23 protein-coding genes and 1 tRNA gene are annotated in these 20,728 nt (G+C 33.5%); 7 read left to right on the top strand and 17 right to left on the bottom strand.

The annotated features are described in order from the left end of the window. The 4 genes from FNW52_RS04325 to FNW52_RS04310 all read right to left on the bottom strand — a co-directional run bounded on the left by FNW52_RS04325 (position 1) and on the right by FNW52_RS04310 (position 4,816). Positions 1-1,125, bottom strand: coding sequence for a DUF2931 family protein (locus tag FNW52_RS04325; protein WP_143376233.1), 1,125 nt, complete (start codon positions 1,123-1,125; stop codon positions 1-3). Positions 1,126-1,940: 815 nt separating this feature from the next. Continuing rightward, positions 1,941-3,407 carry a hypothetical protein gene (locus FNW52_RS04320; RefSeq protein ID WP_143376232.1) on the bottom strand — a complete coding sequence of 489 codons (1,467 nt, stop codon included), beginning with the start codon at positions 3,405-3,407 and terminating at the stop codon, positions 1,941-1,943. Positions 3,408-3,562: 155 nt separating this feature from the next. Then, positions 3,563-4,195: a hypothetical protein gene (locus FNW52_RS04315; RefSeq protein WP_143376231.1), complete on the bottom strand. Its 633-nt coding sequence runs from the start codon at positions 4,193-4,195 to the stop codon at positions 3,563-3,565. Positions 4,196-4,270: 75 nt separating this feature from the next. Beyond that, on the bottom strand, positions 4,271-4,816 hold the full coding sequence (locus FNW52_RS04310) for a hypothetical protein (protein WP_143376230.1): 546 nt from the start codon (positions 4,814-4,816) through the stop codon (positions 4,271-4,273). Positions 4,817-4,996: 180 nt separating this feature from the next. On the opposite strand from FNW52_RS04310, the gene FNW52_RS04305 reads away from it, so the two are divergent. Then, positions 4,997-5,404 (top strand): helix-turn-helix domain-containing protein, encoded by a 408-nt coding sequence (locus tag FNW52_RS04305; protein WP_143376229.1) that lies wholly within the window; start codon positions 4,997-4,999, stop codon positions 5,402-5,404. 99 nt (positions 5,405-5,503) lie between these two features. On the opposite strand, the gene FNW52_RS04300 is transcribed toward FNW52_RS04305, so the two are convergent. The 8 genes from FNW52_RS04300 to mce form a co-directional block, all read right to left on the bottom strand. After that, positions 5,504-6,760: a DUF5712 family protein gene (locus tag FNW52_RS04300; RefSeq protein ID WP_255515480.1), complete on the bottom strand. Its 1,257-nt coding sequence runs from the start codon at positions 6,758-6,760 to the stop codon at positions 5,504-5,506. After that, entirely contained in the window at positions 6,760-7,278 is a 519-nt protein-coding gene (locus FNW52_RS04295) for a BfmA/BtgA family mobilization protein (RefSeq protein WP_143376227.1), read from the bottom strand. Before FNW52_RS04295 ends, FNW52_RS04300 begins: the two co-directional genes overlap by 1 nt. A 212-nt stretch (positions 7,279-7,490) precedes the next feature. Further along, complete coding sequence (locus FNW52_RS04290) at positions 7,491-8,315, bottom strand: toprim domain-containing protein (protein WP_185965916.1); 825 nt, start codon at positions 8,313-8,315, stop codon at positions 7,491-7,493. Positions 8,316-8,564: 249 nt separating this feature from the next. Then, on the bottom strand, positions 8,565-9,743 hold the full coding sequence (locus tag FNW52_RS04285; protein ID WP_143376225.1) for a VapE domain-containing protein: 1,179 nt from the start codon (positions 9,741-9,743) through the stop codon (positions 8,565-8,567). Positions 9,744-9,840: 97 nt separating this feature from the next. Then, positions 9,841-10,128 (bottom strand): AlpA family transcriptional regulator, encoded by a 288-nt coding sequence (locus FNW52_RS04280; protein WP_143376224.1) that lies wholly within the window; start codon positions 10,126-10,128, stop codon positions 9,841-9,843. A 92-nt stretch (positions 10,129-10,220) separates the two neighbouring features. Next, positions 10,221-10,949, bottom strand: coding sequence for a hypothetical protein (locus FNW52_RS04275; RefSeq protein ID WP_143376223.1), 729 nt, complete (start codon positions 10,947-10,949; stop codon positions 10,221-10,223). Between the two features lie 167 nt (positions 10,950-11,116). Then, a tRNA-Ile gene (locus FNW52_RS04270) sits at positions 11,117-11,190 on the bottom strand. Positions 11,191-11,327: 137 nt separating this feature from the next. After that, a complete protein-coding gene (gene mce, locus FNW52_RS04265; protein WP_143376222.1) occupies positions 11,328-11,729 on the bottom strand; it encodes a methylmalonyl-CoA epimerase in 402 nt (133 codons plus the stop codon). A 263-nt stretch (positions 11,730-11,992) separates the two neighbouring features. Here mce and rbfA point away from each other — a divergent pair, with 263 nt between their 5' ends. Together rbfA and FNW52_RS04255 are read left to right on the top strand one after the other, a co-directional pair. Continuing rightward, positions 11,993-12,385: a 30S ribosome-binding factor RbfA gene (rbfA, locus tag FNW52_RS04260; RefSeq protein ID WP_143376221.1), complete on the top strand. Its 393-nt coding sequence runs from the start codon at positions 11,993-11,995 to the stop codon at positions 12,383-12,385. Beyond that, complete coding sequence (locus FNW52_RS04255; protein WP_143376220.1) at positions 12,386-13,585, top strand: FtsX-like permease family protein; 1,200 nt, start codon at positions 12,386-12,388, stop codon at positions 13,583-13,585. It begins immediately after the preceding gene. Between the two features lie 88 nt (positions 13,586-13,673). Here the strand turns inward: FNW52_RS04255 and FNW52_RS04250 are convergent, their stop codons facing one another. The 3 genes from FNW52_RS04250 to dusB form a co-directional block, all read right to left on the bottom strand. Continuing rightward, entirely contained in the window at positions 13,674-14,003 is a 330-nt protein-coding gene (locus FNW52_RS04250; RefSeq protein WP_143376219.1) for a type II toxin-antitoxin system RelE/ParE family toxin, read from the bottom strand. Beyond that, positions 13,993-14,226, bottom strand: a complete 234-nt coding sequence (locus FNW52_RS04245; RefSeq protein WP_143376218.1) for a hypothetical protein — start codon at positions 14,224-14,226, stop codon at positions 13,993-13,995. The genes FNW52_RS04250 and FNW52_RS04245 overlap by 11 nt, the downstream gene beginning before the upstream one ends. A 64-nt stretch (positions 14,227-14,290) precedes the next feature. Beyond that, positions 14,291-15,283, bottom strand: a complete 993-nt coding sequence (dusB, locus tag FNW52_RS04240) for a tRNA dihydrouridine synthase DusB (RefSeq protein ID WP_143376217.1) — start codon at positions 15,281-15,283, stop codon at positions 14,291-14,293. A 325-nt stretch (positions 15,284-15,608) separates the two neighbouring features. Here dusB and lepA point away from each other — a divergent pair, with 325 nt between their 5' ends. The 4 genes from lepA to FNW52_RS04220 all read left to right on the top strand — a co-directional run bounded on the left by lepA (position 15,609) and on the right by FNW52_RS04220 (position 19,134). Next, on the top strand, positions 15,609-17,405 hold the full coding sequence (gene lepA / locus FNW52_RS04235) for a translation elongation factor 4 (protein WP_143376216.1): 1,797 nt from the start codon (positions 15,609-15,611) through the stop codon (positions 17,403-17,405). Between the two features lie 112 nt (positions 17,406-17,517). Next, complete coding sequence (locus FNW52_RS04230; RefSeq protein WP_143376215.1) at positions 17,518-17,739, top strand: addiction module protein; 222 nt, start codon at positions 17,518-17,520, stop codon at positions 17,737-17,739. 3 nt (positions 17,740-17,742) lie between these two features. Continuing rightward, complete coding sequence (locus FNW52_RS04225; RefSeq protein WP_143376214.1) at positions 17,743-18,048, top strand: type II toxin-antitoxin system RelE/ParE family toxin; 306 nt, start codon at positions 17,743-17,745, stop codon at positions 18,046-18,048. Positions 18,049-18,174: 126 nt separating this feature from the next. Then, positions 18,175-19,134, top strand: a complete 960-nt coding sequence (locus FNW52_RS04220) for a YafY family protein (RefSeq protein ID WP_143376213.1) — start codon at positions 18,175-18,177, stop codon at positions 19,132-19,134. 44 nt (positions 19,135-19,178) lie between these two features. Here FNW52_RS04220 and FNW52_RS04215 read toward each other — a convergent pair whose 3' ends face one another. Both FNW52_RS04215 and FNW52_RS04210 read right to left on the bottom strand, forming a co-directional pair. After that, positions 19,179-19,658, bottom strand: coding sequence for a DinB family protein (locus FNW52_RS04215; protein WP_143376212.1), 480 nt, complete (start codon positions 19,656-19,658; stop codon positions 19,179-19,181). 91 nt (positions 19,659-19,749) lie between these two features. After that, positions 19,750-20,682 carry a 1-phosphofructokinase family hexose kinase gene (locus FNW52_RS04210; protein WP_143376211.1) on the bottom strand — a complete coding sequence of 311 codons (933 nt, stop codon included), beginning with the start codon at positions 20,680-20,682 and terminating at the stop codon, positions 19,750-19,752. Between the last annotated feature and the right edge of the window lie 46 nt (positions 20,683-20,728).

The following is a 20,728-nucleotide window of genomic DNA, read 5'->3' as shown; positions in this document are numbered from 1 at the left end:
TTATTTTTTTAAACTTAAACTTTTAGATTTATATACTTTTACTATTGTTTTTCCTAAACGAATTTCTTTATCGCCTTGCTTGAGTTGTACTGTAACAAAAGTGTTGATATGATTAATACTGAATTGCAACTCGGCTTGCCCTTCCTTATCGTCTTTGTACATTTCCTGATATGCCTGTGTAATTTCTTGTTCGTCAAAAGTAATTTCTCCCCCATAACCTTGTCCTTTTTTATCAGTCCAACTATTATCTGTCCAATCTGTCCAAGTAAGATGAGCAGATTTAGGAATCGCACGCTTTCTAAATTTATTTTCTAGCAAGCTTTTATCAAACCAATCTTCATATTCACCATTTATTTGTGCGCAAAAAAGAGATGTGATTTCGTCTTCTTTCTTTATAGCAAAAATAGGTCGCCAAGAGTACCAAACTCTATAACTATCCCATAAACCGTAAGGTATGGGTTTGCCTGCATTGGCTTCGCGCACTTCTAGTGGTACTATTTGGGTATTGAGCATAATACGTTTGTATTCGTCTTTAGAAAACAACAAACTCTCGTGGCTGTCTAATCGCTGAATCTCATCTTGTGATACTTGGTGTTTTTCGCCTTTATACCTGCCAATTTCTACCTGCCTGCCTCCTCCCATAACCCAAATAACTACAACGCCGCCAGGGGCAAACCCTACTATAATAGTACTAAAAGTCATTTTTTTATATTCCCCATTTCCGTTAAAATAGAAAGCGCTATTTTGATAACCTTCTTGAAAAAGGTGTAGCATTTTATCATAATCTATAGGGCTATCAATTTTGTACAGACAGCCTTCGGCATACGATACCCAAATGCAATTAATACGGCTAGGCAAAGGTTTTATGCCGTAGCTTGTGCCAGAACCGCTAGATGCCCATTCTCCAGTTGTAGTACCCTGACTTAAACTTACATACACATTACCCTCTAGACCGCCTCTATATACTTCTATTGGGTAGCCCATTGGGCTACAAATATTCTCTTCCCATTGAAATTTGGGTAAATTTGTTTTGTTTTGTAACATATTATTTTGTTGTTTGTTTTGGCAGCATACCGTTAGGCTTATCATCATGCCAAGAATTATTGATTTAAGTAATTTGGTCATTATTATTGTTTTTTTTTAAGATTGTTAATACTAATCTTCCTTAGGGTATTTCCGTTTTAATCTGGTGTTTTTTTTATTGTTGAGCGTACCATCAATAAAAACGCCAAAGTTAAAACGTAATTCGTCGTCTTTTTTCATATTCTAGTTTAGATTAAAAGGCGGTATTTCATCTGTATTTCTAACAAACTAAAATTATGATGCATTAATACAGCAAAGAAATTCCTAAAGAGAATTTCGTAAAGATAAGTAAAATACTAGTAATAAAACTAGCTCAAAAATCCATAAATCCATAATAATAGGGTTTGCTTTTTTAAGGTCTAAATTTCAAACATTAGAACAATAATGAACTTTTTTGTAATATGAGTACCTAGTTTAAGGGCAAACGGTATTGTTTTACCTCGATACCGCATAAATTTAAAACAAACATACATTCTGACAATCGCAATGTACTCAATGGAATCTCTTGCAGAAACAATGGTAGTTTGCGTTAAAAACGATGCAGAGTACTGTTCAAGTAATAACACACTCTTTTAGAACTATATACTTTCTAGGTATAACAATAATAATTCTTGTTAGCACAGTGACTATTTTGTTAAAAAAAATATCAATAATCAGGATATTTAGGAGCTTTTAGGATAACTAGATGATCATTGCAAAATATAAATGACAACATTAAACAGGAGGAAATAAAAAAACCTCACAATAAATTGCGAGGCTCTGCCTTATGAAAAAACAAATTTTGAATTATTTCTTATTTATATCATGGATTTTAAAATTTGAATTAAAAATTAGTTTTATTCCAAAATTGTCGTTTACTAATCTGGTTCATCTTCCTCAAAGTTCAACAATAATCCATCTTCAATGACCAAGTTGTGTAATTCATACATCAGCTTCTCAACAATTTCGTTCATTTGACCTACCTCTTCTTTGTTGAGCTTTGATAACCTATGGTAAAGTGTCATATGCTTATCTAAATAAGGAAAGAAATCCGTCCAGAACTGCTCTATTAGATAATTATACTTTCGTATGTCGGCATCTGCATAGATACATAATTGCCATAATGTTTGATTAGACAGATAGCTAGGCAGGTAATACGTTTTTACAAAAATGTATGTCCTGCAAAAGGAGATAAAAAATAATGCAAAAAAGTATTCTAAACCTTGGTAGTTTTCTTTAGAGTTATTGGCTATTGTATAAAATTGCAGGGCACTATCTTTGGTAGGCTTATAATAGAAATAAAGATCAGCGTGATATCGATTGTGAGGCATCTCCCAATGAATTTCGGGATGATATTGGCTGGATGAATATATCAGGCACTTCCCTTGAATAATGTTGGCAAAGAAATTTTGATAATGATAGAGATTCGTTTGTATCCAATTACGGCTGTGGCTTAACAAAACAAAATCATGTTTTCCGCCTGTTTTGCTTTTCAGGGATTGGGTGATTAATCTTAATTTTTCATTACCTGTACCCACAGCTATGAGCATCAGATAATAAGTCGTTTTTTCACCATAGGTAATTTGATGATATAAGTAGATCTGTTCGACTTCGACCTCCTTTACTATGGTGTTTATTGCGGTGTCTAGGATTATATCTTTCAGCTTGTCGTTAATTTGACATACCACTTGATTACTTTCAAATAATCCTTTTTTGATCCGCTTCTTTAATTCGTCAAACCGCTTTTCGATAAGACAATAGAGATTTTGCTGGGCAATTCCAACAGCTTCATACATTTCTTCTTTATAAATAGCATCATCATCGGCGGTTGCTTCTTTTGCTTTTATAAATAAATCAGTAAGATAATATTTGCTGTGGCTGTTTCTCACAAAGTATTTTTGAATATCAGGAATGTATGCTATAAGATTATTGATCCTTTCATCTAAACTCAGCAAAGCAGACTTATTTCCTGCATACAGTTCTTCTAAATAGTCAAGATCATATTCAATCAATCTTGCATACGATGTGAAAACACTGTTTGAAAAACCTTCTGAAATCAGATTTTGGACTTGTGACTTATGAAGATCGTGATCATGATAAAAATGCTCTTGAAACACATTAAAGCTCTTCTTATATTTCTTCCAGTCCCTTGTAATGATAAAGGAATCTTCCCATGCTTTATTTTGGTAGATGATAGCCGAAGGCTGGCAATAAAATTCAATAAAGGGATGTCCTATAGAAAATTGATATTGGAGTTTTGTAGAATAGATGAAGTATACATAGATCTGACAGCGATTTCTGATTTTCTTTACCCATTTGTTCTGTTGTAGCTGTTCGGCATCCATATTTTTTTCGATATGGATAATAAGATGTGAAAATGTGCAAGAGGGCTGTTTAGTAAAAAATATCTGAATGATATTATGCTGGTTAACCAATTGTCTGAGGATATTTTCTAAAAACTCGTTTTCGAGTTTTGGAAATGTAAGTTTTTCTGAAGTTTTCATAATGTCGTGTTTTTGGAGTTGTGATCTGGATTGTTGAAATAAGTATAAACTGATTCTAAAAATAGACGCACTAATGCAAACCAAACCATCAGGTCAATATGGTCCTGCAATTCAGGATCGTTTTCCAGAACTCTTGCACTTTCTAAATCAAAATCTAAGTATTGAATTCTCTGCTGAAACTTTTCGTAATAGTTTTCTCCAACCACAGATATGATGATAATAAGGAGTTCGTATATGAACTCGTAGGACGTAATTGAACCTAAAATATACCTGAGACTATCAAACCTATTATCAGCTGGATTTGGATTTTCTTTTAGTTCGTAACAAAAATGTATCAGTAATTGCAGACACGAAAGCAGTCCTGCGGTCTTGGCCTCCTGTATCTTGGTGTCAGTGATTTCAATATTACCTGAAAGTAATTGTTCCAAGTCATATTCCTGTAGAAGATCAGGATATCTGTCCAGTAATAAATGGATCTTGGTATTTTCTAATTTGTCGATAAGTTCTGAAATTCCGCTTTCAAGATTCCACTTTTCTGAATCTTGCAATAGCATGCTTAATGCAGTCTTTGCCTGTGCAAGGGATTTCACAAGCCTTCTTTCTTTCTTAAAGTTTTTATCATTTTTCATAATCAAAAAATTTAGCTTTAGTAAAGTTGGGAATATGCAAAAGGATATTCTATTCCGCTCATGGATATATTATCCTCAAGGCAGTTTCTCTTTTTTGATTTTTTCAACGCCTCTTTCACGCATAAGCTGGCTTGCATCCAGCATTTTGATTAAGTATAAATATGGCGTCATCACATCAAAATCAAATTCTTCCGTGCAGGGTGCTAATGACAGATGTACAATTTCAGATAGAAAAAATTCAAATTCATCAAGGGTTAACTCTACAAATGCTTTTTGAAACACAATGAAAGGATCGCCATACTCTACCCTTGTTAGTGATGCTTGATGGAGAATTGACCAGTTTTCTGAAGATCCTTTAACTTTCCATTTTCTGCTTTTGGATTGCAGGCAATAGCATGCTTTAAGAAAAGAGCGCAAGGCAGTATAGAAAACAAAAACCCGTTCTGGAAAATTCTTTTTATAGATTCTTCCCTTACTGTTATATAGTATTGCTTCTCCCAAAATCTGTTTGTAATAATCAAGATGGGCATAGTCAAAAAAAGCATCAATAACCTCGAATGGGTTTTTAATCTCATAGTACACCCAAAACTTAGTTTCAAAGGATAATTTATTCTTTTTCATAGGGGAAAGATTTAATATTCACCAGCGAAGTTCTATTCTTTAAAAAGGATAATCTATTCTGAATACGGATATAATATCTGATAAAAGGGATATTTTACAAGATATTTTTTTACCTTTGAACATCAGACTTTTTAATCCAAATGGCTTTATCTTTGAGCCTTCAGAAAATTGATACTCATTATGGAACAGAAAATACATCAGGGAAGAAACGTAAAACGCTTCAGAGAAATGCTTTGCATCAAACAAGAGGCATTGGCTTTTGATCTGGGAAATGACTGGAATCAAAAGAAAATTTCTATGCTGGAGCAAAAAGATGTAATTGAAGATGATATACTTAATCAAATCTCAAATTCTTTGAAAATTCCCGTGGAAGCGTTTCAGAATTTTGATGAAGAGCAGGCTATAAATATTATTTCTAATACTTTTGGAGAACACGCCTTTAGTAATTCATTTAATTATGGAACAATTAATTTTCATCCAATAGAAAAATTGGTTGCACTTCACGAAGAAAAAATTGCGTTATACGAGCGCATGCTGAAAGAAAAAGATGAAATGATGGCAAGGCTCGAAAAATTAATCAATAAATAATTGACACTGTCCCATAAAGTGTGTAAGTGAGACACTACCAAATAATTGGGAAAATTCCCTTATTTTTGATTTCTTATACTGTTGTATTTTTATATTAAATCATCTTCTTATTGCTCTCTTTCTTTTTCTTTTTAGCAATTCATCATCAACACCTGGATCGATTTCAAAGGGAAGAGATGATAAAATGGATGTTAATTTTTCGGTGTTAATTTTCCAATCCTCTAATGACGATTCAGTTTGTTGCACTTGCTTCGTTGTTTTACTATCAGCACTAAATAATTCATAGAGTTTTAAGTTTTTATCAACTTCACCCGCTTTGAAATCTATACCTGATTGTTCGTAAAAAAAGTGATTCTCTTGGATAAAACCAACTTTATTTATTGTTGGCAAAACTTGAATGGCAAATTTTATCATTCGTTGCTGATACTCTTTTAAATTGTTTGGTTTTGTCATCAAAACATTGAAATGAGCATTCATAATTTGTTTTTTTATATCATCCATATTAATCGATTCTATTTCTATTTTTTTATTGATCTCATGTTTGCCCTGAGGACTTCCGTTTTTTAAAATATTTTGATTTTGAAATTTTTCAAGTTCTTTTCGTTTATAATTAAAATGTTCATCAAAAGTTTTTTCGTTCGAATTGATCCATTTTACTCTATCAAATCCCACTTGATATTCGTTATTACCAATTTTTCTATTGGTTTGTTTTTCATTACAAGTAGGGCTTAATTTTAATATTTGTGTTTTATCTTTTCTTGAAACAATTATGTGAATATGAGATTGCAAACCCTTTTTGTACTCTCCAGAAATTTCTTTTCGATTAATAACCTCTTTATCTGTACCCTTGTATTTTCTAAAATGCTCAATTTTTGCAAAATAAACCAAATCAGCACCCGTTTTAATTCCCTTGTCTTGACGATTAAAATTCAAAGCATAGTTATCCATTACTTTGCGTCCATAATCTCTTATAAGGGCGTTAAATTGCTTTAATTCAGATAATTTAAAGTCCAAAACACTTGTAATTTCTCTTTTGCCAGTAGCTAGAAAGGCAATATGACTCAACTCATTCTCGCTGAAGCTAATTGTTGGAGCAAAATATTTAGCATCATTTGCTCCTAATTTTCTTTTATTATTATCGATAGAACCAATAACATCTATCGTATTGATATTAATCTCTGAAGCTGTAAAGAAACCTTGTTTCCTATTTTCTAGCTGAGATATTTCACTCATTGAGGAAGTCTTTTTGATTATTTTATCTAATTCTTCATTTTCCTTTTCTAAGTAAATGGCCAAGTTGGAACAACTTCCTTTATTGTCAGCTCCAAGTGTACTATGTAGTTTAGATATCGGCATTATGAAAAAAGAGATTTAATTTTACCCAAAGTGCCAGATTTGTTTTTTTCGTCTAATAGTTGACAAATAAGCAAAATAGCTTGTCTGTTTTTTTGTAATTCAGAAATTACCATTTTAGTTCTTTCTTCGTCATTGCTATTTATTTTGTTCAGGTTCTCTAAATTAGCTTTTTTTATTTCAGTTGTTCGTTCTGATTGTTGATTTAGGATTTTATTTATCGAAATAATTAATTTTGAAATTTCTTCCTTTTGAGTATTTTGATAATTAAAAACATCCTGTCTTAATGGTTTCAAAATATCTCTTTCTTGAACTTTTAAAAAAGAGACTATCCTTTTATCTAAAGCTGCAACCATTAAAGCTGGATTTTTGTTTACAGCATCTTTAGGATCGATACCTGTTTTTTTGAAATAATAAATCATTTCTTGTATAAGAGCACCCAAATTCATTCGTAAACTTTCAGATAATTTGCCAAGTTCTGCATGAGCTTTTTCATCTATAATAATACTTTTTTTAGTCATAATTATAACTTTTAAAGCTGTTAATCAGCTGGTTATGTATTTAATTATATTTAAGTTATAAAATCTTATAAACTTCATTCTTAAAGAAAGCCTTGTTTTTAAGGCTTTAGCCTCGCAGAGCAAGTAGGATAGGGGTTTTTCCGCCCCTGTCCTACTTGCTAAATAAATTACAAGTATAAACTCTTCAAAGCAATGATATTGACACACAAGGCCTAAACACTTATTTTAGTATTTAAAATCAAGAAATCATTTATATCTTTTGAACCATGAAACAGATACCTAATATCTTTACATCTTGCTCCCGCTGAATTCCACTTATTTAAACAGTTTTCTGTTGCATTCGAACCCGCAACATCGTTGTCCAGCGCAAACAAAAGTTCAGAATAAACATTTAATACTTGATCTACTTTCGAAAGCATTGATAGAGAATTTAAAATCAAGAAATCTTTTGACTTTTCGCATTTTGGATACAACGTCAATAATGAAATGAAATCCGACCATGATTCTAAGACTACAAGGGATTTATTGTTTTTGTTAATCCATGTAAACCATTTTATTCCTAAACATAATTTTGCATATTTATTTCGAATTTCAAATTGATTTTGATCATTCCTAAATCCCACTCCAAAATATTTCCTATCCTTTATTCTATAATACACTTCATATAAATACCTTTTACATATCTCAATGTTCAATTTTCTTGTATTTAAATAATCAATTAAAATTCTATTTTGTAAAAGTTGAATTCTTTCCACACGATATTGCTTTTCTTCTTTCATCTCCAGAAAAACATTTCGTTTAGGCGGGTCAAAAGAAAAAATAACATCCTCACTTTGTAGCCATCTAACTGCTTGCAAAAAACCAATGGAAAAATATTTCATAATAAAGTCCACAGTATTACCTCCAAAACCTTCACCAAAGTCATAAAAAAGATTATGCTCACATTTTACAGAAGGCGTCTGCTCATTTCTCCAATCGGCTTTAAACCAAAACTGTTCTTTTTTCTTTTCAATGGCTTCAATATTTAATCTTTTCAAAATATTGATCATTGGAATATTCCTTAATTTCTCTATATCGTTCACTATAATTTGAATTTTTGCCTACCTAGCTACCTAACGAAATTGGACAGCTATAATAAGCATATTAAAAAAAAGGTGCTTTATTTTTGATTTACCTAGTTTACCTAATTAAGGTAAGCCAAGTATTGATTATCATAGGTTACCTACCTAAATAAATTACTTAAATTCAATTACTTAAACTGTAATTAGGTAACTAGGTAAGTGTATTTAAGAATCTGTAAATCCCCAAGGCGAATCCCTAAATTTGGGTTTTGCTAAATATCCATATACTTGACGTTTTGCATGCTTGATTCTGGTAAAATTGTGTTTTTTTAGTGCTGAGCCAACTTTTTGAGCAATTAATTTATGCCCCATAACCTGTAGTTCTGTTACAATTTCCGATGGCGTCCTGAAATCTGAAAGATTGTCACTGGTCGAATAGTATTTTAAAACAAATTCATTCTCTACTGATTGTATGGTAAAACGTTCATTTCTCAATTCATTGACTTTTATTTCTTCCTGAGTTAAATCTGATTTAAAGTCTTTTTGGTATTTAAAAATATGATAAGCTTGTGACCAAAAATCATCTATATTAAATTCTTTACTATAGGAAAAGTCAATCTTCTCAATGACGCTAAAAATAATCCACCTTACAGAACCTGTATCATCACATAAAAATTCCGCACGATTTGTTGACGCTAAAAATGAACAAGTCCGATAGAGTAAAGTTGATTTATCTGCATATGGTAAACGCTCATTAATAGAAACTTGACTTATAAGTGCTTTAATAGCATTGATATCATATTTTCCCATTACATCTAATTCCTCAATATTAATAATCAAAGACTTAGCCAACTTGATGCGTTCATCCCTTCCTATTCCTAAATGTGTATATAAATATTTTTCAAGTTGGGTTGGACATAGAAAATTTAAAAAATATGATTTACCAAAACTCTGACCTCCTTCTAAAACCAATACATGTTTATTTATAGCCTCCTTCAGAAATACCGTTTTAACAGCACGAACTGCCCATTTAAGAAGATGAAGGCGAAACAATTCGTTATCATCGGTATTTACATAGCCGGCGTACCTTTTGACATGATCTTTACCGTTCCAAGGTGGTAAGCTTTTAAAATATTCTATCAGCGGATTGATACGTTCCACAAAATGCGACTTTAAGTATGTTTTAAAAACTTGGGGACTAACATTTAATTTTTCTCTATGAAGATGTATCAACAGAGAGGATTCGTTAAAATCGATTTTACATGCTGAGTTTGCATCAAAAATTTCATACTCCAATGCAATCTCATTAAACTTGATTTTAAAATACTTAGATAATTCTTCCTGAATTTTGTCATACACAGAATCCTTGCGTGATGACACATCATATACGCTTATTTCTTCCATAGATAATTTGATAAATGAGCATAATGCCTATATTAGCACATACTCTTTTGAGTTACATAAAAAAAATCTAAGCGATCAAAATTCGATTTTTGAACGCTTATTTTTTTAACTGTTTGGAAAATTTAGACAAAACTTCTTCATCTGAATAGACTTTGTGCTTTCTAATCCATTCAACTATCTCAACTCGATCGAAGAATAAAGCTCCGTTGGTTGGCTTGTTATGAGGGATTAATTTTTTAGCAGATAATTTGTGAATCGTACTATCTGAAAAGCCTGTATAGTTCATCAGATCTTTAATGGTAAAAATCTCTTTTTGGAACTGATTACCTTTTGTAATCATCATTTTAATTTCATTTAACTGTTCAATAATTTTTTGTGGGTTCATAATTTATGTTTTAGAATTATGAGGCTAAACTACTGGAATGAAACTAGATGAAACGTGGAATTGCGACTTGGTCGCATAATAATTCAGGGGATTTACATTTTTTGAACACTTTCGTATATCTTTTTTTGAAAAAGGGTAACGGTTATTCTATTTTTATCGGATAATGATTTTTCATTTACAAGAATATATTTCCCTGCTTTCTTATATTGTAGCAGAGAAGCTATACTTTTTTTAGGAATTACACTGTTTGGATCTAATTTTATCAAGAAAGGAATCATAAATTCATTGATAAAACCGTGTGTTTCCTGAGCGCTTATTTCTAATTTAAAAAAATAATTGTTCTTAACTTTTTTTAAGCAATTAGCAATCAAACTTTGAAAGTCAATTAATAATGTGTCATCGTTAAATAGTTCAATCTTTTTAAATTCAACATAATAGTAATTTATTGCCTCTCTATTAGCCTCAATTAAATCAGCTACTTTTTTCTCAGATATATTGTTTGAAGACTTTGATGTATTTTGGAACTGAGATAAATTACTATTTGACTTTTCTCTATTATATCGATTAAAAATATTATCACCTTTTAAAAAATACGTGGATGATACTGTAAGTAAAAATGAATAAATAATTCCTAAAATTAGAAGTATTAAATGGAATAAAATAAAATTACCATTGTATAACTGATAAGCACTGAGAATAACTACCGAAATAGATAATAGCGGGGCGAAAATAAGTGAAACCTTCCTAGAGGTTATTATAGAATTTATCTTTTGTATTTGTTGATGAAGAAAGAAAAAAATTTTTTCAATTATCTTTGCCATATCGCTAATTATTTTTACTTGAAAAGTAAAAATACTAAAAAAACACAGCTAATTGAAACAGAATGAAAAGTTTACTATCTTTGTGAGAACAGCAATTTGTTATACATATATTGTACTGATGAAAACAAAAAAGCCTCTACATTGCTGTAAAGGCTTGATTTTACTAGTGGTCCCACCTGGGCTCGAACCAGGGACCACCTGATTATGAGTCAGGTGCTCTAACCAGCTGAGCTATAGGACCGGTTTAGAAGTTGCAATATTACTACTATTTTTTAATTGTTACAAGTGTTTTTAGAGTAGATTTTGAAATTATTTATGAATTAAGTGCGAACTATTTTAAAAACAACTGATTATGAATTGACTAAAACCTGTTTTTTTTTATTTTATTTCTTGACATAATTCAATTAATACCCCATTCGTACCTTTCGGATGTAAAAAAGCGACTAACTTATTATCGGCTCCTCTTTTTGGGGTTTCGTTTAGAACTATAAAACCTTCTGACTTGAGTCGCTCAATTTCGGAAAGGATGTCTTCTACGTCAAAAGCGATGTGGTGGATTCCTTCCCCTTTTTTTTCTAAGAACTTGGCTATTGGACTTTCGGGATTGGTGGCTTCGAGGAGTTCAATTTTGTTAGGACCATTCATAAAAAAGGCGGTTTTCACCCCTTCGCTGGCGACTTCTTCTTGTTTGTAGGCTGGTGCACCAAAGAGTTTTTCGAAAAGTAAATTGGATACTTCAAGGTTTTTGACTGCGATTCCGATGTGTTCTATTTTTCTCATGGTGTTGTTATGCTGTTGGTGTTTTTTTTTCTTTCTTTTTCTAAAATATTTCCAAAAAAGAACTACTGTCTCTCTTTAGCCCTGATGGAAGGGAAAATCCTTTTTATTTTTTTTTCAAAAATAAAAAGATTGGAATGACAGCAGGAACTTTGCCTCCTGAAAAAGCCTAATTTTCTGCTCCTAAATCATAAAACAAATATAAAAAACTTTATGAGTTTATGACTTTGTAAGGTGGTCTCTTAAAAAAATAGTATTTTTGCACTATGGAAACAAATAGACAGAAAAAAATAGGCGGTGTGATCCAAAAAGATTTGGTTGACATTCTGCAAGGTGAAGTGAGAAAAAATGGAATTACGAATTTGATAATTTCAGTATCCAAGGTTGTTGTAACTACAGATTTATCTGTGGCTACTGTGCATTTAAGTATTTTTCCTCAGGAGAAAGCGAAGGAAACGTTGTTGGCAATCAAGACGAATTCGACTTTGATTAAGCATGATTTATCACAAAGAGTACGTTTGCAATTGCGTAAAGTGCCAAATTTGGTTTTCTTTATTGATGATTCTTTGGATTATATCGAGAAAATTGACAATGCTTTGAAAAACCAGGAAAATCCGATAGAAAATAGAGATTTGTTGGAAAAACGCAGACATAATTAATTGAATTTTCCTCTTTACATAGCCAAGCGGTATATTTTTAGCAAAAGTAAAAATAATGCTATCAATATTATTAACCGTATTGCCAGTATGGGGATTATTGTGGGAGCAATGGCATTGTTTGTCGTGCTCTCGGTTTTTACGGGGTTGAAGGAATTTAGTCTTTCGTTTACGAATGATATTGACCCCGATCTTAAAATAAGCAGTACGCTTGGAAAATCTTTTTTTATTGTACCAAAACAGGAAAAAGAGATTAAACAAATTGAAGGTGTTTCATCTTATTCGAAGATTGTTGAAGAACGGGTGTTGTTTACTTTTAATGGAAAACAAGAGGTTACTTATCTGAAAGGCGTTGATGCTACTTTTAACACCGTTAGCGATTTTAATAAAAAATTGTACAATGGGCAATGGCTGAAACCCAGTACCTACCAAGTGGTGGTGGGATACGGTATTGCTCAAAAGTTCTCGATGGGATTGCTTGATTACAATAATGCATTTGAGGTTTTTGTTCCAAAACCGGGAAAGGGTGCTATTGAAAATCCTGCTCAGGCGTTTAATTCGACGGATGTTTTTCCGGTAGGGATTTATGCGATCAGCGAAGATTTGGACTCTAAATATGTGTTTGCCGATTTGGGTTTGGCACAAGAATTATTGGAATATAAAACCAATCAAATTTCTGGTCTTGAAATCAAATTAAAAAAAGGGGCTGATGAAAGTGTTATTATCGGTAAACTTCAATCGATTTTTAAGAATAAAATTGCCGTAAAAAACAAGGAGCAGTTGAACGAGGCTTTGTATAAAATGCTAAACACCGAGAATATTGCGGTGTATTTGATATTTACATTGGTAATTATTGTGGCACTTTTTAACTTGATTGGTGCGCTTATCATGATGATTTTGGATAAAAAAGGAAACCTAAAAACTCTTTTTAATCTGGGAACCGAAATTAAAGATTTGAGAAATATATTCTTGCTTCAAGGTACTTTATTGAGCGTTTTTGGAGGGATTATCGGCTTGTTGTTGGGGATTGGATTCGTATTGTTGCAACAACAGTATCAATTGATTATGATAACTCCTACGCTGGCTTATCCGGTGGTTTTCACGCTGGAAAATGTACTCATTGTTATGGCAACGATTATTACGCTTGGTTTTATTGCTTCGCTGATTGCAAGTAGTAGAGTGAGTAAGAAGCTTTTGAATTAAGATTTTCGATTTTCGATTGTTGATTAACGATTTTTGATTGAAGATTGCTTCTCTAGTTCGTCTTTTAGTCTTGAATGACGATTTTTGATTAAAAAATAAAGCACGAATTAGCTTGTTGTAAAATATGTGAAATCTTGTTAGGAATATCTTCTTTTGAGTGCCAAAATGCTAAGATAGAAACCTCGTTATTTTCCCAAATATAATACAAACCATAAGGAAATTTATCCAACCAAAACATTCTGACTTTAGAATAACGGCATTGAAAACTTTCGGGGTTTTTTGCAATAGTTTTGAATCCCATTCGGATTTCTTTTTCTATTCGTTTTGCGAGAATGATGTTTTTTGAAGCATAATAGGAAATTACGTTTTCGATTTCAACCGCTGCATTTGTTTTTAAAGTGAGTTTGTTATAACTCATATTTAGACTTTAAGGAATCTAAAAATTCAAATGCATCTACTCCCGATTTAGGATTTTCTTGATGTTCAAATAATCGTTTATCGAGTTCTTTTTTTTGGTTTTCTGATAAAGGAATGGGTTCAATTTCGTGCAACACAAAATTCTTCACTTTCTGAATGATAGAAGCGTCATTGATGTTTTGAAGTAAATCAATTAAAAAAGATTTTTCGGTTTGAACACTCATGATAAAGATTGTTTACAACAAATATAATGAAAATTAGAAAACAATAATTGGAGTTCTTTATTTTTTAAACAACCTCATATCCAGCATAAGCCTCTTCGATCTCATTCAGAACAGCAAATAATTCTTCTGGACGATCTAGGGTTACTAGTTTTTGTTTGAATGGCTTAAAAGAATGAATTCCTTTGAAATAATTAGTGTAATGTGGTCTCGTTTCAACAATACCGAGTCTTTCTCCTTTCCATTCCATGGCCCAAGTGAGGTGATTTCTCACGGCTTCGACTCTGTCGGCAACGGTTGGTTTTGCTAAATGTTCGCCTGTTTTGAAGTAATGTTTGATTTCGTTAAAAATCCATGGATAACCAATGGCGGCACGACCAATCATAATTCCGTCGATACCATATTCATTTTTATATTGTAATGCTTTTTCGGGAGAATCAATATCTCCGTTACCAAAAATAGGCATTGTGATTCTAGGGTTGTTTTTGACACGGGCAATATGTGACCAGTCGGAATGGCCTTTGTACATCTGGGCACGAGTTCTGGCGTGAATGCTCAAAGCGGCTACTCCAATATCTTGCAAACGCTCGGCTACTTCATCTATGTTTATGGAATTGTCGTCCCAACCCAAACGGGTTTTGACAGTGACGGGTAAATGCGTGCTGTCGATAACGGCCTGAGTCAAACGAATCATCAAATCAACATCTTTGAGAACTCCCGCTCCTGCTCCTTTGCAAACGACTTTTTTGACAGGACAACCAAAATTGATGTCTATTAAATCCGGGTTTACGGTAGAAACTATCTTTGAGGAAAGTGCCATTGCTTCTTCGTCTCCGCCAAAAATCTGGATTCCAACGGGTCTTTCGTAATCGAAAATGTCCAATTTCATTCTGCTTTTGATGGCATCACGAATTAAACCTTCGGAAGAAATAAATTCGGAGTACATTAAATCGGCACCGTGTGTTTTGCACAATCTGCGAAATGGAGGGTCACTCACATCTTCCATAGGTGCTAACAGTAGGGGGAATTCGGGTAATATAATGTTGCCAATCTTGATCATCGTCCTTAATTTTTTGCAAAATTACAACTTTTAGATGAATAGATAATAGATGGATAGATAATAGACTGATAGATAAAAGATAAAAGAAGGTTAAATAAACCCATTAGTTTAGGATTTTGAGACTTTGAAACTCCTGAATTTAAACTATATTTGCAGATTAATTGTCGCATTGACGGTTTGCGTGAGGGATAGTAGTGGAAAGCCCACAGTAAAGTGTAGCGATAGCGGAACTTTGCGAGGACTTGTAGCGGATAGCCCGACCCTTGTGGTCACGCCCATACTTCGGCTATGGCTCAGCAGGAAATAAATTTGATATTAGTAGAACATGAAACATATTAGGAATTTTTGCATTATTGCACATATTGATCACGGAAAAAGCACATTGGCAGACCGATTATTGGGAGCAACTCAGACGGTAACAGCCCGTGAAGAAAAGGCTCAATTGCTGGACAATATGGACTTGGAACGTGAACGTGGTATTACGATTAAAAGTCACGCCATACAAATGGAGTACACTTATAAAGGACAAGAATACATCTTGAACTTGATTGATACTCCGGGTCACGTAGATTTCTCTTATGAAGTTTCTCGTTCTATTGCTGCTTGCGAAGGCGCGCTTTTGATTGTAGATGCTGCACAAAGCATACAAGCACAAACGATTTCTAATTTGTATTTGGCTCTAGAAAATGACTTGGAAATCATTCCAGTTTTGAATAAAGTAGATTTACCAAGTGCCAATCCAGAGGAAGTTAGTGACGATATTATTGATTTACTGGGTTGTAAATTGGAGGATATTATTCACGCTTCGGGTAAAACTGGTTTTGGTGTAGAAAATATATTGGCGGCGATTGTCGAAAAAATTCCACCTCCATCTGGAAATATTGATGAGCCGTTACAAGCATTGATTTTTGATTCACATTACAATCCGTTTCGTGGAATTGAAGTTATTTTCCGTGTAAAAAACGGACAGATCAAAAAAGGGCAAAAGATTAAGTTCATGGCGACTGGTAATGAATATTTTGCTGATGAAATTGGTACTTTGAAATTAAATCAAGTTCCGAAACAAGTAATTTCGGCAGGAGATGTTGGGTATTTGATTTCGGGTATAAAGGAAGCCAAAGAAGTAAAAGTAGGAGATACGTTGACGGATGCCAAAACACCTACAACGAATATAATTACTGGTTTTGAAGATGTGAAACCAATGGTTTTTGCTGGAATTTACCCAGTAGATACCGAAGATTATGAGGAGTTGAGGAACTCTATGGAAAAATTGCAGCTGAATGATGCTTCGTTGGTATTTTTACCGGAAAGTTCGGCAGCATTAGGATTTGGTTTCCGTTGTGGATTCTTAGGAATGTTGCACATGGAAATTATCCAAGAGCGTTTGGAGCGTGAATTTAACATGACAGTTATTACTACGGTTCCCAACGTTTCGTATTTGGCTTATACCAAAAAAGATCCTACAACACCACTTGTAGTAAATAACCCTTCGGACTTGCCTGAGCCTTCTCGTTTAGACCATGTTGAAGAGCCTTTTATAAAAGCAACAATCATTACAAAAGCCGATTATGTTGGAAATGTAATGAGTTTGTGTATCGAAAAACGTGGTTTGATTACCAATCAGACGTATTTGACTACGGAACGCGTTGAGTTGACTTTTGATATGCCGTTGGCAGAGATTGTATTTGATTTTTACGACCGTTTGAAAACAGTTTCTAAAGGATATGCTTCATTTGACTATACGCCAATTGGAATGAGAACTTCTAATTTGGTTAAAGTAGATATCTTATTGAATGCTACAATCGTAGATGCTTTGTCTTCTTTGATGCATGCTGATAACGCTTATTCGATTGGTAAAAAGATGTGTGAGAAACTGAAAGAGTTGATTCCACGTCAACAATTTGATATTCCTGTTCAAGCGGCCATTGGTGTAAAGGTAATCTCTCGCGAAACGATTAAAGCCTTACGTAAAGATGTAACTGCCAAATGTTATGGTGGGGATATTTCCCGTAAACGTAAATTACTTGAAAAACAGAAAAAAGGTAAAAAACGTATGAGATTGGTTGGGAATGTTGAAATTCCGCAAGAAGCGTTTATGGCGGTTCTTAAATTGAATGATTAGATTTTTTTTAGAATAAAGAAAATAGAGAATAGAATATAGAGGAAACCTGATGATGTAAAAATTATCAGGTTTTTTTGTTAGCTACAATTGGTTTTTTACTAACTTTGTTTTTATGGAAACTATAAAATTAAACATCAATCTTAGTGTCAATCAATTGATTGAAGCGGTCAAACAATTGTCTCCAAAAGACCGATTAAAAATCAATGATGCTATTTGGAATGACAATGTTGAGATTCCTATTGAGCATCAAAAAATAGTATTAGAGAGAATGGCAAAAGCTAAAGCAAATCCCGAAAGACTTTTAGATTGGGATGAAGTTTCTAAAACCCTTTAAGACTTGCGCTTTCAATTAAAAATAGATGTTGACGCTTTAAATGACATTCAAGAAACTTTTGAGTGGTATGAGATGCAATTGAAAGGTTTGGGCTTACGTTTTAAAACCCAAACGAAAAAGCAAATCAATTCTTTAAAGAAAAACCCATATTTGTTTGCTATCAAATATAATGAAGTCAGATGTCGTAAGATTGAAAAATTTCCTTTCCTAATTCATTATACAATTGAAGAGGAGCTAAACATAATAACTGTTTTCGCCGTTTTTCATACTTCAAGAAGCCCAGAAATTTGGAAAAAACGAACTAAATAACTCCATTCTTATACGGTTAGAAGTATCGATTTTTTTGTGTTTTCCTTTTTTAAAACTTAGAGCCGTTACGTCTCTGAATTTAAACATCTACAAAAACACTATCTTTGAAAGAAAAGTTTCCCTATTATGCATGATGAATCCCCAAAGCGTTTTGACCGAATCGTAGCAATTCTCATTCAATTGCAATCCAAAAAAATAGTAAAAGCACAGGAATTAGCAGATCGTTTTGAAGTCAGTTTACGAACCATTTATCGTGATATCCGCACCTTAGAAGCTTCGGGAGTTCCTATTTACAGTGAGGCAGGAGTTGGTTATGCCATAATGGATGGTTACCGATTACCGCCTGTAATGTTTACCCGAGAAGAAGCCAGTAGTTTTATTGCTGCTGAAAAATTGATGCAAAAATTCACGGATACAACTCTTGGGAATCACTATGCCTCGGCTATGTATAAATTAAAAGCTGTGCTTCGAAGCGATGATAAAGATTGGGTTTCAAGCATAGAATCGAGCGTTTTAATGCAATCTTCGGAGAAGCTTTTTAATGATAAATCCCCAAATACCTTAGCTACTCTTTTTGAAAGTATCGCCGAAAAAACACAAGTTATTCTTTCGTATGAGGCTTTTGATTCAGACGGAATTACGGTGCGACATATTGAGCCTGTTGGTGTTTTTCATGATAATAACAATTGGTATATGCAAGGGTATTGTCATTTGCGTAAAGATTATAGACAATTCCGAGCAGATCGTGTTCACGGAATCAAAAAAACGGAAATCCCTTTTACATTAGAACATGATTCACTAGAAACTTTTTTGAATAAAAACAAAAACGTTTCAACTACCAAAGTCCGCATTCTTGTTGAGAAAAAAATAGCAAAATATCTCGCATACGAAAGGAAATATCATGGATTCATTTCCGAAAAAGAAGTTGGCGACCAAATCGAAATGACCTTTATGTCTCGTGATATCGAAGAAGGTTTTTCGCGTTGGTATATGATGTTTGGCGATTATGCCACCATACTGGAACCGGAAAGATTGAAAACAAGAATTCTGGAATTACTGGAAATAAATAAACAACGCCTTTTGTAAAAAAAGCTCCTAAAATGAAAATCATCTTAGAAGCTTTAATAATTTTATCTTTCCCAGAATAAAGGAGGCTCAATCCCTAATGCTCGTAAATAAACATAGCCTTGACCACGGTGATGCACTTCATTATCAATAAAATATAAAATATTTTGAACAATCGGGAATTCATATTGCCCAAAAAGATTAAAGGTTTCATTAAAATCTACTATCGTTAATTTCTCCCAATTCTGATTAATCTCATCTGTAGCTTCATCCCATTTTTCAAGATATTGCGCTTTAAAAATTAACTTTTCGGTTCCTTCCGCATAAGGTTGACTATCTCGATTTACAATGGCTTTTAAAGCGGGTGCTGCAATGGCTAAAAGTTCATCTGCTAATTTTGAAAATGGACGCATCCCTGCAATAGAAAATTCAAAAAAATCTTTTTCAGGAAAAGCTGCAATCACACGACGTGTTAATGCACGATGTCCTTGCCAATGTTTTAATAAATCTTCTGGAGTAATAACTTGTGCTGCTAATGTTTTCATAATTTTAAAGGTTTGATTTTTTACTTCTCCAAAATTAAGTACGGTCGGTGACAACAGTTTGTCAGCAGCAAAATTATTTTTTCAAACTATTTTATTTATCCTTCAACCATTCAAACAATCGTTGAGCATCGGCCCCTTTAAACAATTGTGTCCCTTCATTCATTGTGGCGGCAGATCCGCAGGCAACGCCCCAACGAATGACTTCTTTCAGACTTTTGTTTTGCGAAAGCGCCCAAACCATACCGCCCACCATACTGTCACCGGCACCAACGGTACTTTTCTTGGCTACATTAGGAGCAGGTACAAACTCATAATTATCTTTGGTTACCAAAACAGCTCCTTGGGGGCCAAGGGAAACCACAACAATTTCGGCTGAGCCTTTGGTAATGATTTGTTTGGCAGCTTCATTGACTTCTTCCATTTCTAATCGTTTAACACCAATTAATTTGGCCAGTTCTCCAACGTTTGGCTTGATGAGATAAACACCAGTTTCCAATACTTTTTTCAAGGCTTCACCAGAGGTGTCCACTATTAGTTTTGCGCCAGATTGTTTGGCAATTTCGGCTATTTTTCGATAAAAATTGGCTGATAAACCTTCGTTCAGACTGCCACTGGCTACCATAAATTTTGGTTTTAAGTTGGCTACGGAATTGAGAATTACTTGCTCTTCTTCAGCAGTAATTTCTCCTCCGGTAAATCCAAAACGATATTGCGAATTGGTGTTGTCATCTACCGCAACAAAACTTTCTCTAGTCCAAGTTTGGACAGGAATGGCTTGAAAGACGATGGATTCTTTGGCAACCAATTCTTCCAGCATTTTTCCGGTTGGCCCTCCAGAAGTAAATACCGCCAACGAAGTACCACCCAAACGCGAAATGGCTTTAGAAACATTGATCCCGCCACCTCCAGCATCAAAGCGCGGTTCATCACATCGAATTTTTTGTTCGGCAACCAAACCCATAAAATGGGCGCTTTTGTCTAAAGCAGGATTAACTGTGAGGGTAACAATATCGTATGTGTTCATTTTATTATGTTTGAGAAATTAAAGATGCAAAAAAATAATTGCAATC

The organism is Flavobacterium sp. ZT3R18 (assembly GCF_007097385.1).
Classification (GTDB): Bacteria; Bacteroidota; Bacteroidia; order Flavobacteriales; family Flavobacteriaceae; genus Flavobacterium.
The sequence above is the reverse complement of the archived record's forward strand: the minus strand, read 5'-3'. Positions and strand labels throughout refer to the sequence as shown.

What these genes read in the sequence shown, in the direction of transcription:
- FNW52_RS04325 (WP_143376233.1), bottom strand. Translation starts at nt 1,125, where the DNA reads ATGACCAAATTACTTAAATCAATAATTCTTGGCATGATGATAAGCCTA.
- FNW52_RS04320 (WP_143376232.1), bottom strand. Translation starts at nt 3,407, where the DNA reads ATGGATGCCGAACAGCTACAACAGAACAAATGGGTAAAGAAAATCAGA.
- FNW52_RS04315 (WP_143376231.1), bottom strand. Translation starts at nt 4,195, where the DNA reads ATGAAAAATGATAAAAACTTTAAGAAAGAAAGAAGGCTTGTGAAATCC.
- FNW52_RS04310 (WP_143376230.1), bottom strand. Translation starts at nt 4,816, where the DNA reads ATGAAAAAGAATAAATTATCCTTTGAAACTAAGTTTTGGGTGTACTAT.
- FNW52_RS04305 (WP_143376229.1), top strand. Translation starts at nt 4,997, where the DNA reads ATGGAACAGAAAATACATCAGGGAAGAAACGTAAAACGCTTCAGAGAA.
- FNW52_RS04300 (WP_255515480.1), bottom strand. Translation starts at nt 6,760, where the DNA reads ATGCCGATATCTAAACTACATAGTACACTTGGAGCTGACAATAAAGGA.
- FNW52_RS04295 (WP_143376227.1), bottom strand. Translation starts at nt 7,278, where the DNA reads ATGACTAAAAAAAGTATTATTATAGATGAAAAAGCTCATGCAGAACTT.
- FNW52_RS04285 (WP_143376225.1), bottom strand. Translation starts at nt 9,743, where the DNA reads ATGGAAGAAATAAGCGTATATGATGTGTCATCACGCAAGGATTCTGTG.
- FNW52_RS04280 (WP_143376224.1), bottom strand. Translation starts at nt 10,128, where the DNA reads ATGAACCCACAAAAAATTATTGAACAGTTAAATGAAATTAAAATGATG.
- FNW52_RS04275 (WP_143376223.1), bottom strand. Translation starts at nt 10,949, where the DNA reads ATGGCAAAGATAATTGAAAAAATTTTTTTCTTTCTTCATCAACAAATA.
- mce (WP_143376222.1), bottom strand. Translation starts at nt 11,729, where the DNA reads ATGAGAAAAATAGAACACATCGGAATCGCAGTCAAAAACCTTGAAGTA.
- rbfA (WP_143376221.1), top strand. Translation starts at nt 11,993, where the DNA reads ATGGAAACAAATAGACAGAAAAAAATAGGCGGTGTGATCCAAAAAGAT.
- FNW52_RS04250 (WP_143376219.1), bottom strand. Translation starts at nt 14,003, where the DNA reads ATGAGTTATAACAAACTCACTTTAAAAACAAATGCAGCGGTTGAAATC.
- FNW52_RS04245 (WP_143376218.1), bottom strand. Translation starts at nt 14,226, where the DNA reads ATGAGTGTTCAAACCGAAAAATCTTTTTTAATTGATTTACTTCAAAAC.
- dusB (WP_143376217.1), bottom strand. Translation starts at nt 15,283, where the DNA reads ATGATCAAGATTGGCAACATTATATTACCCGAATTCCCCCTACTGTTA.
- lepA (WP_143376216.1), top strand. Translation starts at nt 15,609, where the DNA reads ATGAAACATATTAGGAATTTTTGCATTATTGCACATATTGATCACGGA.
- FNW52_RS04230 (WP_143376215.1), top strand. Translation starts at nt 17,518, where the DNA reads ATGGAAACTATAAAATTAAACATCAATCTTAGTGTCAATCAATTGATT.
- FNW52_RS04220 (WP_143376213.1), top strand. Translation starts at nt 18,175, where the DNA reads ATGCATGATGAATCCCCAAAGCGTTTTGACCGAATCGTAGCAATTCTC.
- FNW52_RS04215 (WP_143376212.1), bottom strand. Translation starts at nt 19,658, where the DNA reads ATGAAAACATTAGCAGCACAAGTTATTACTCCAGAAGATTTATTAAAA.
- FNW52_RS04210 (WP_143376211.1), bottom strand. Translation starts at nt 20,682, where the DNA reads ATGAACACATACGATATTGTTACCCTCACAGTTAATCCTGCTTTAGAC.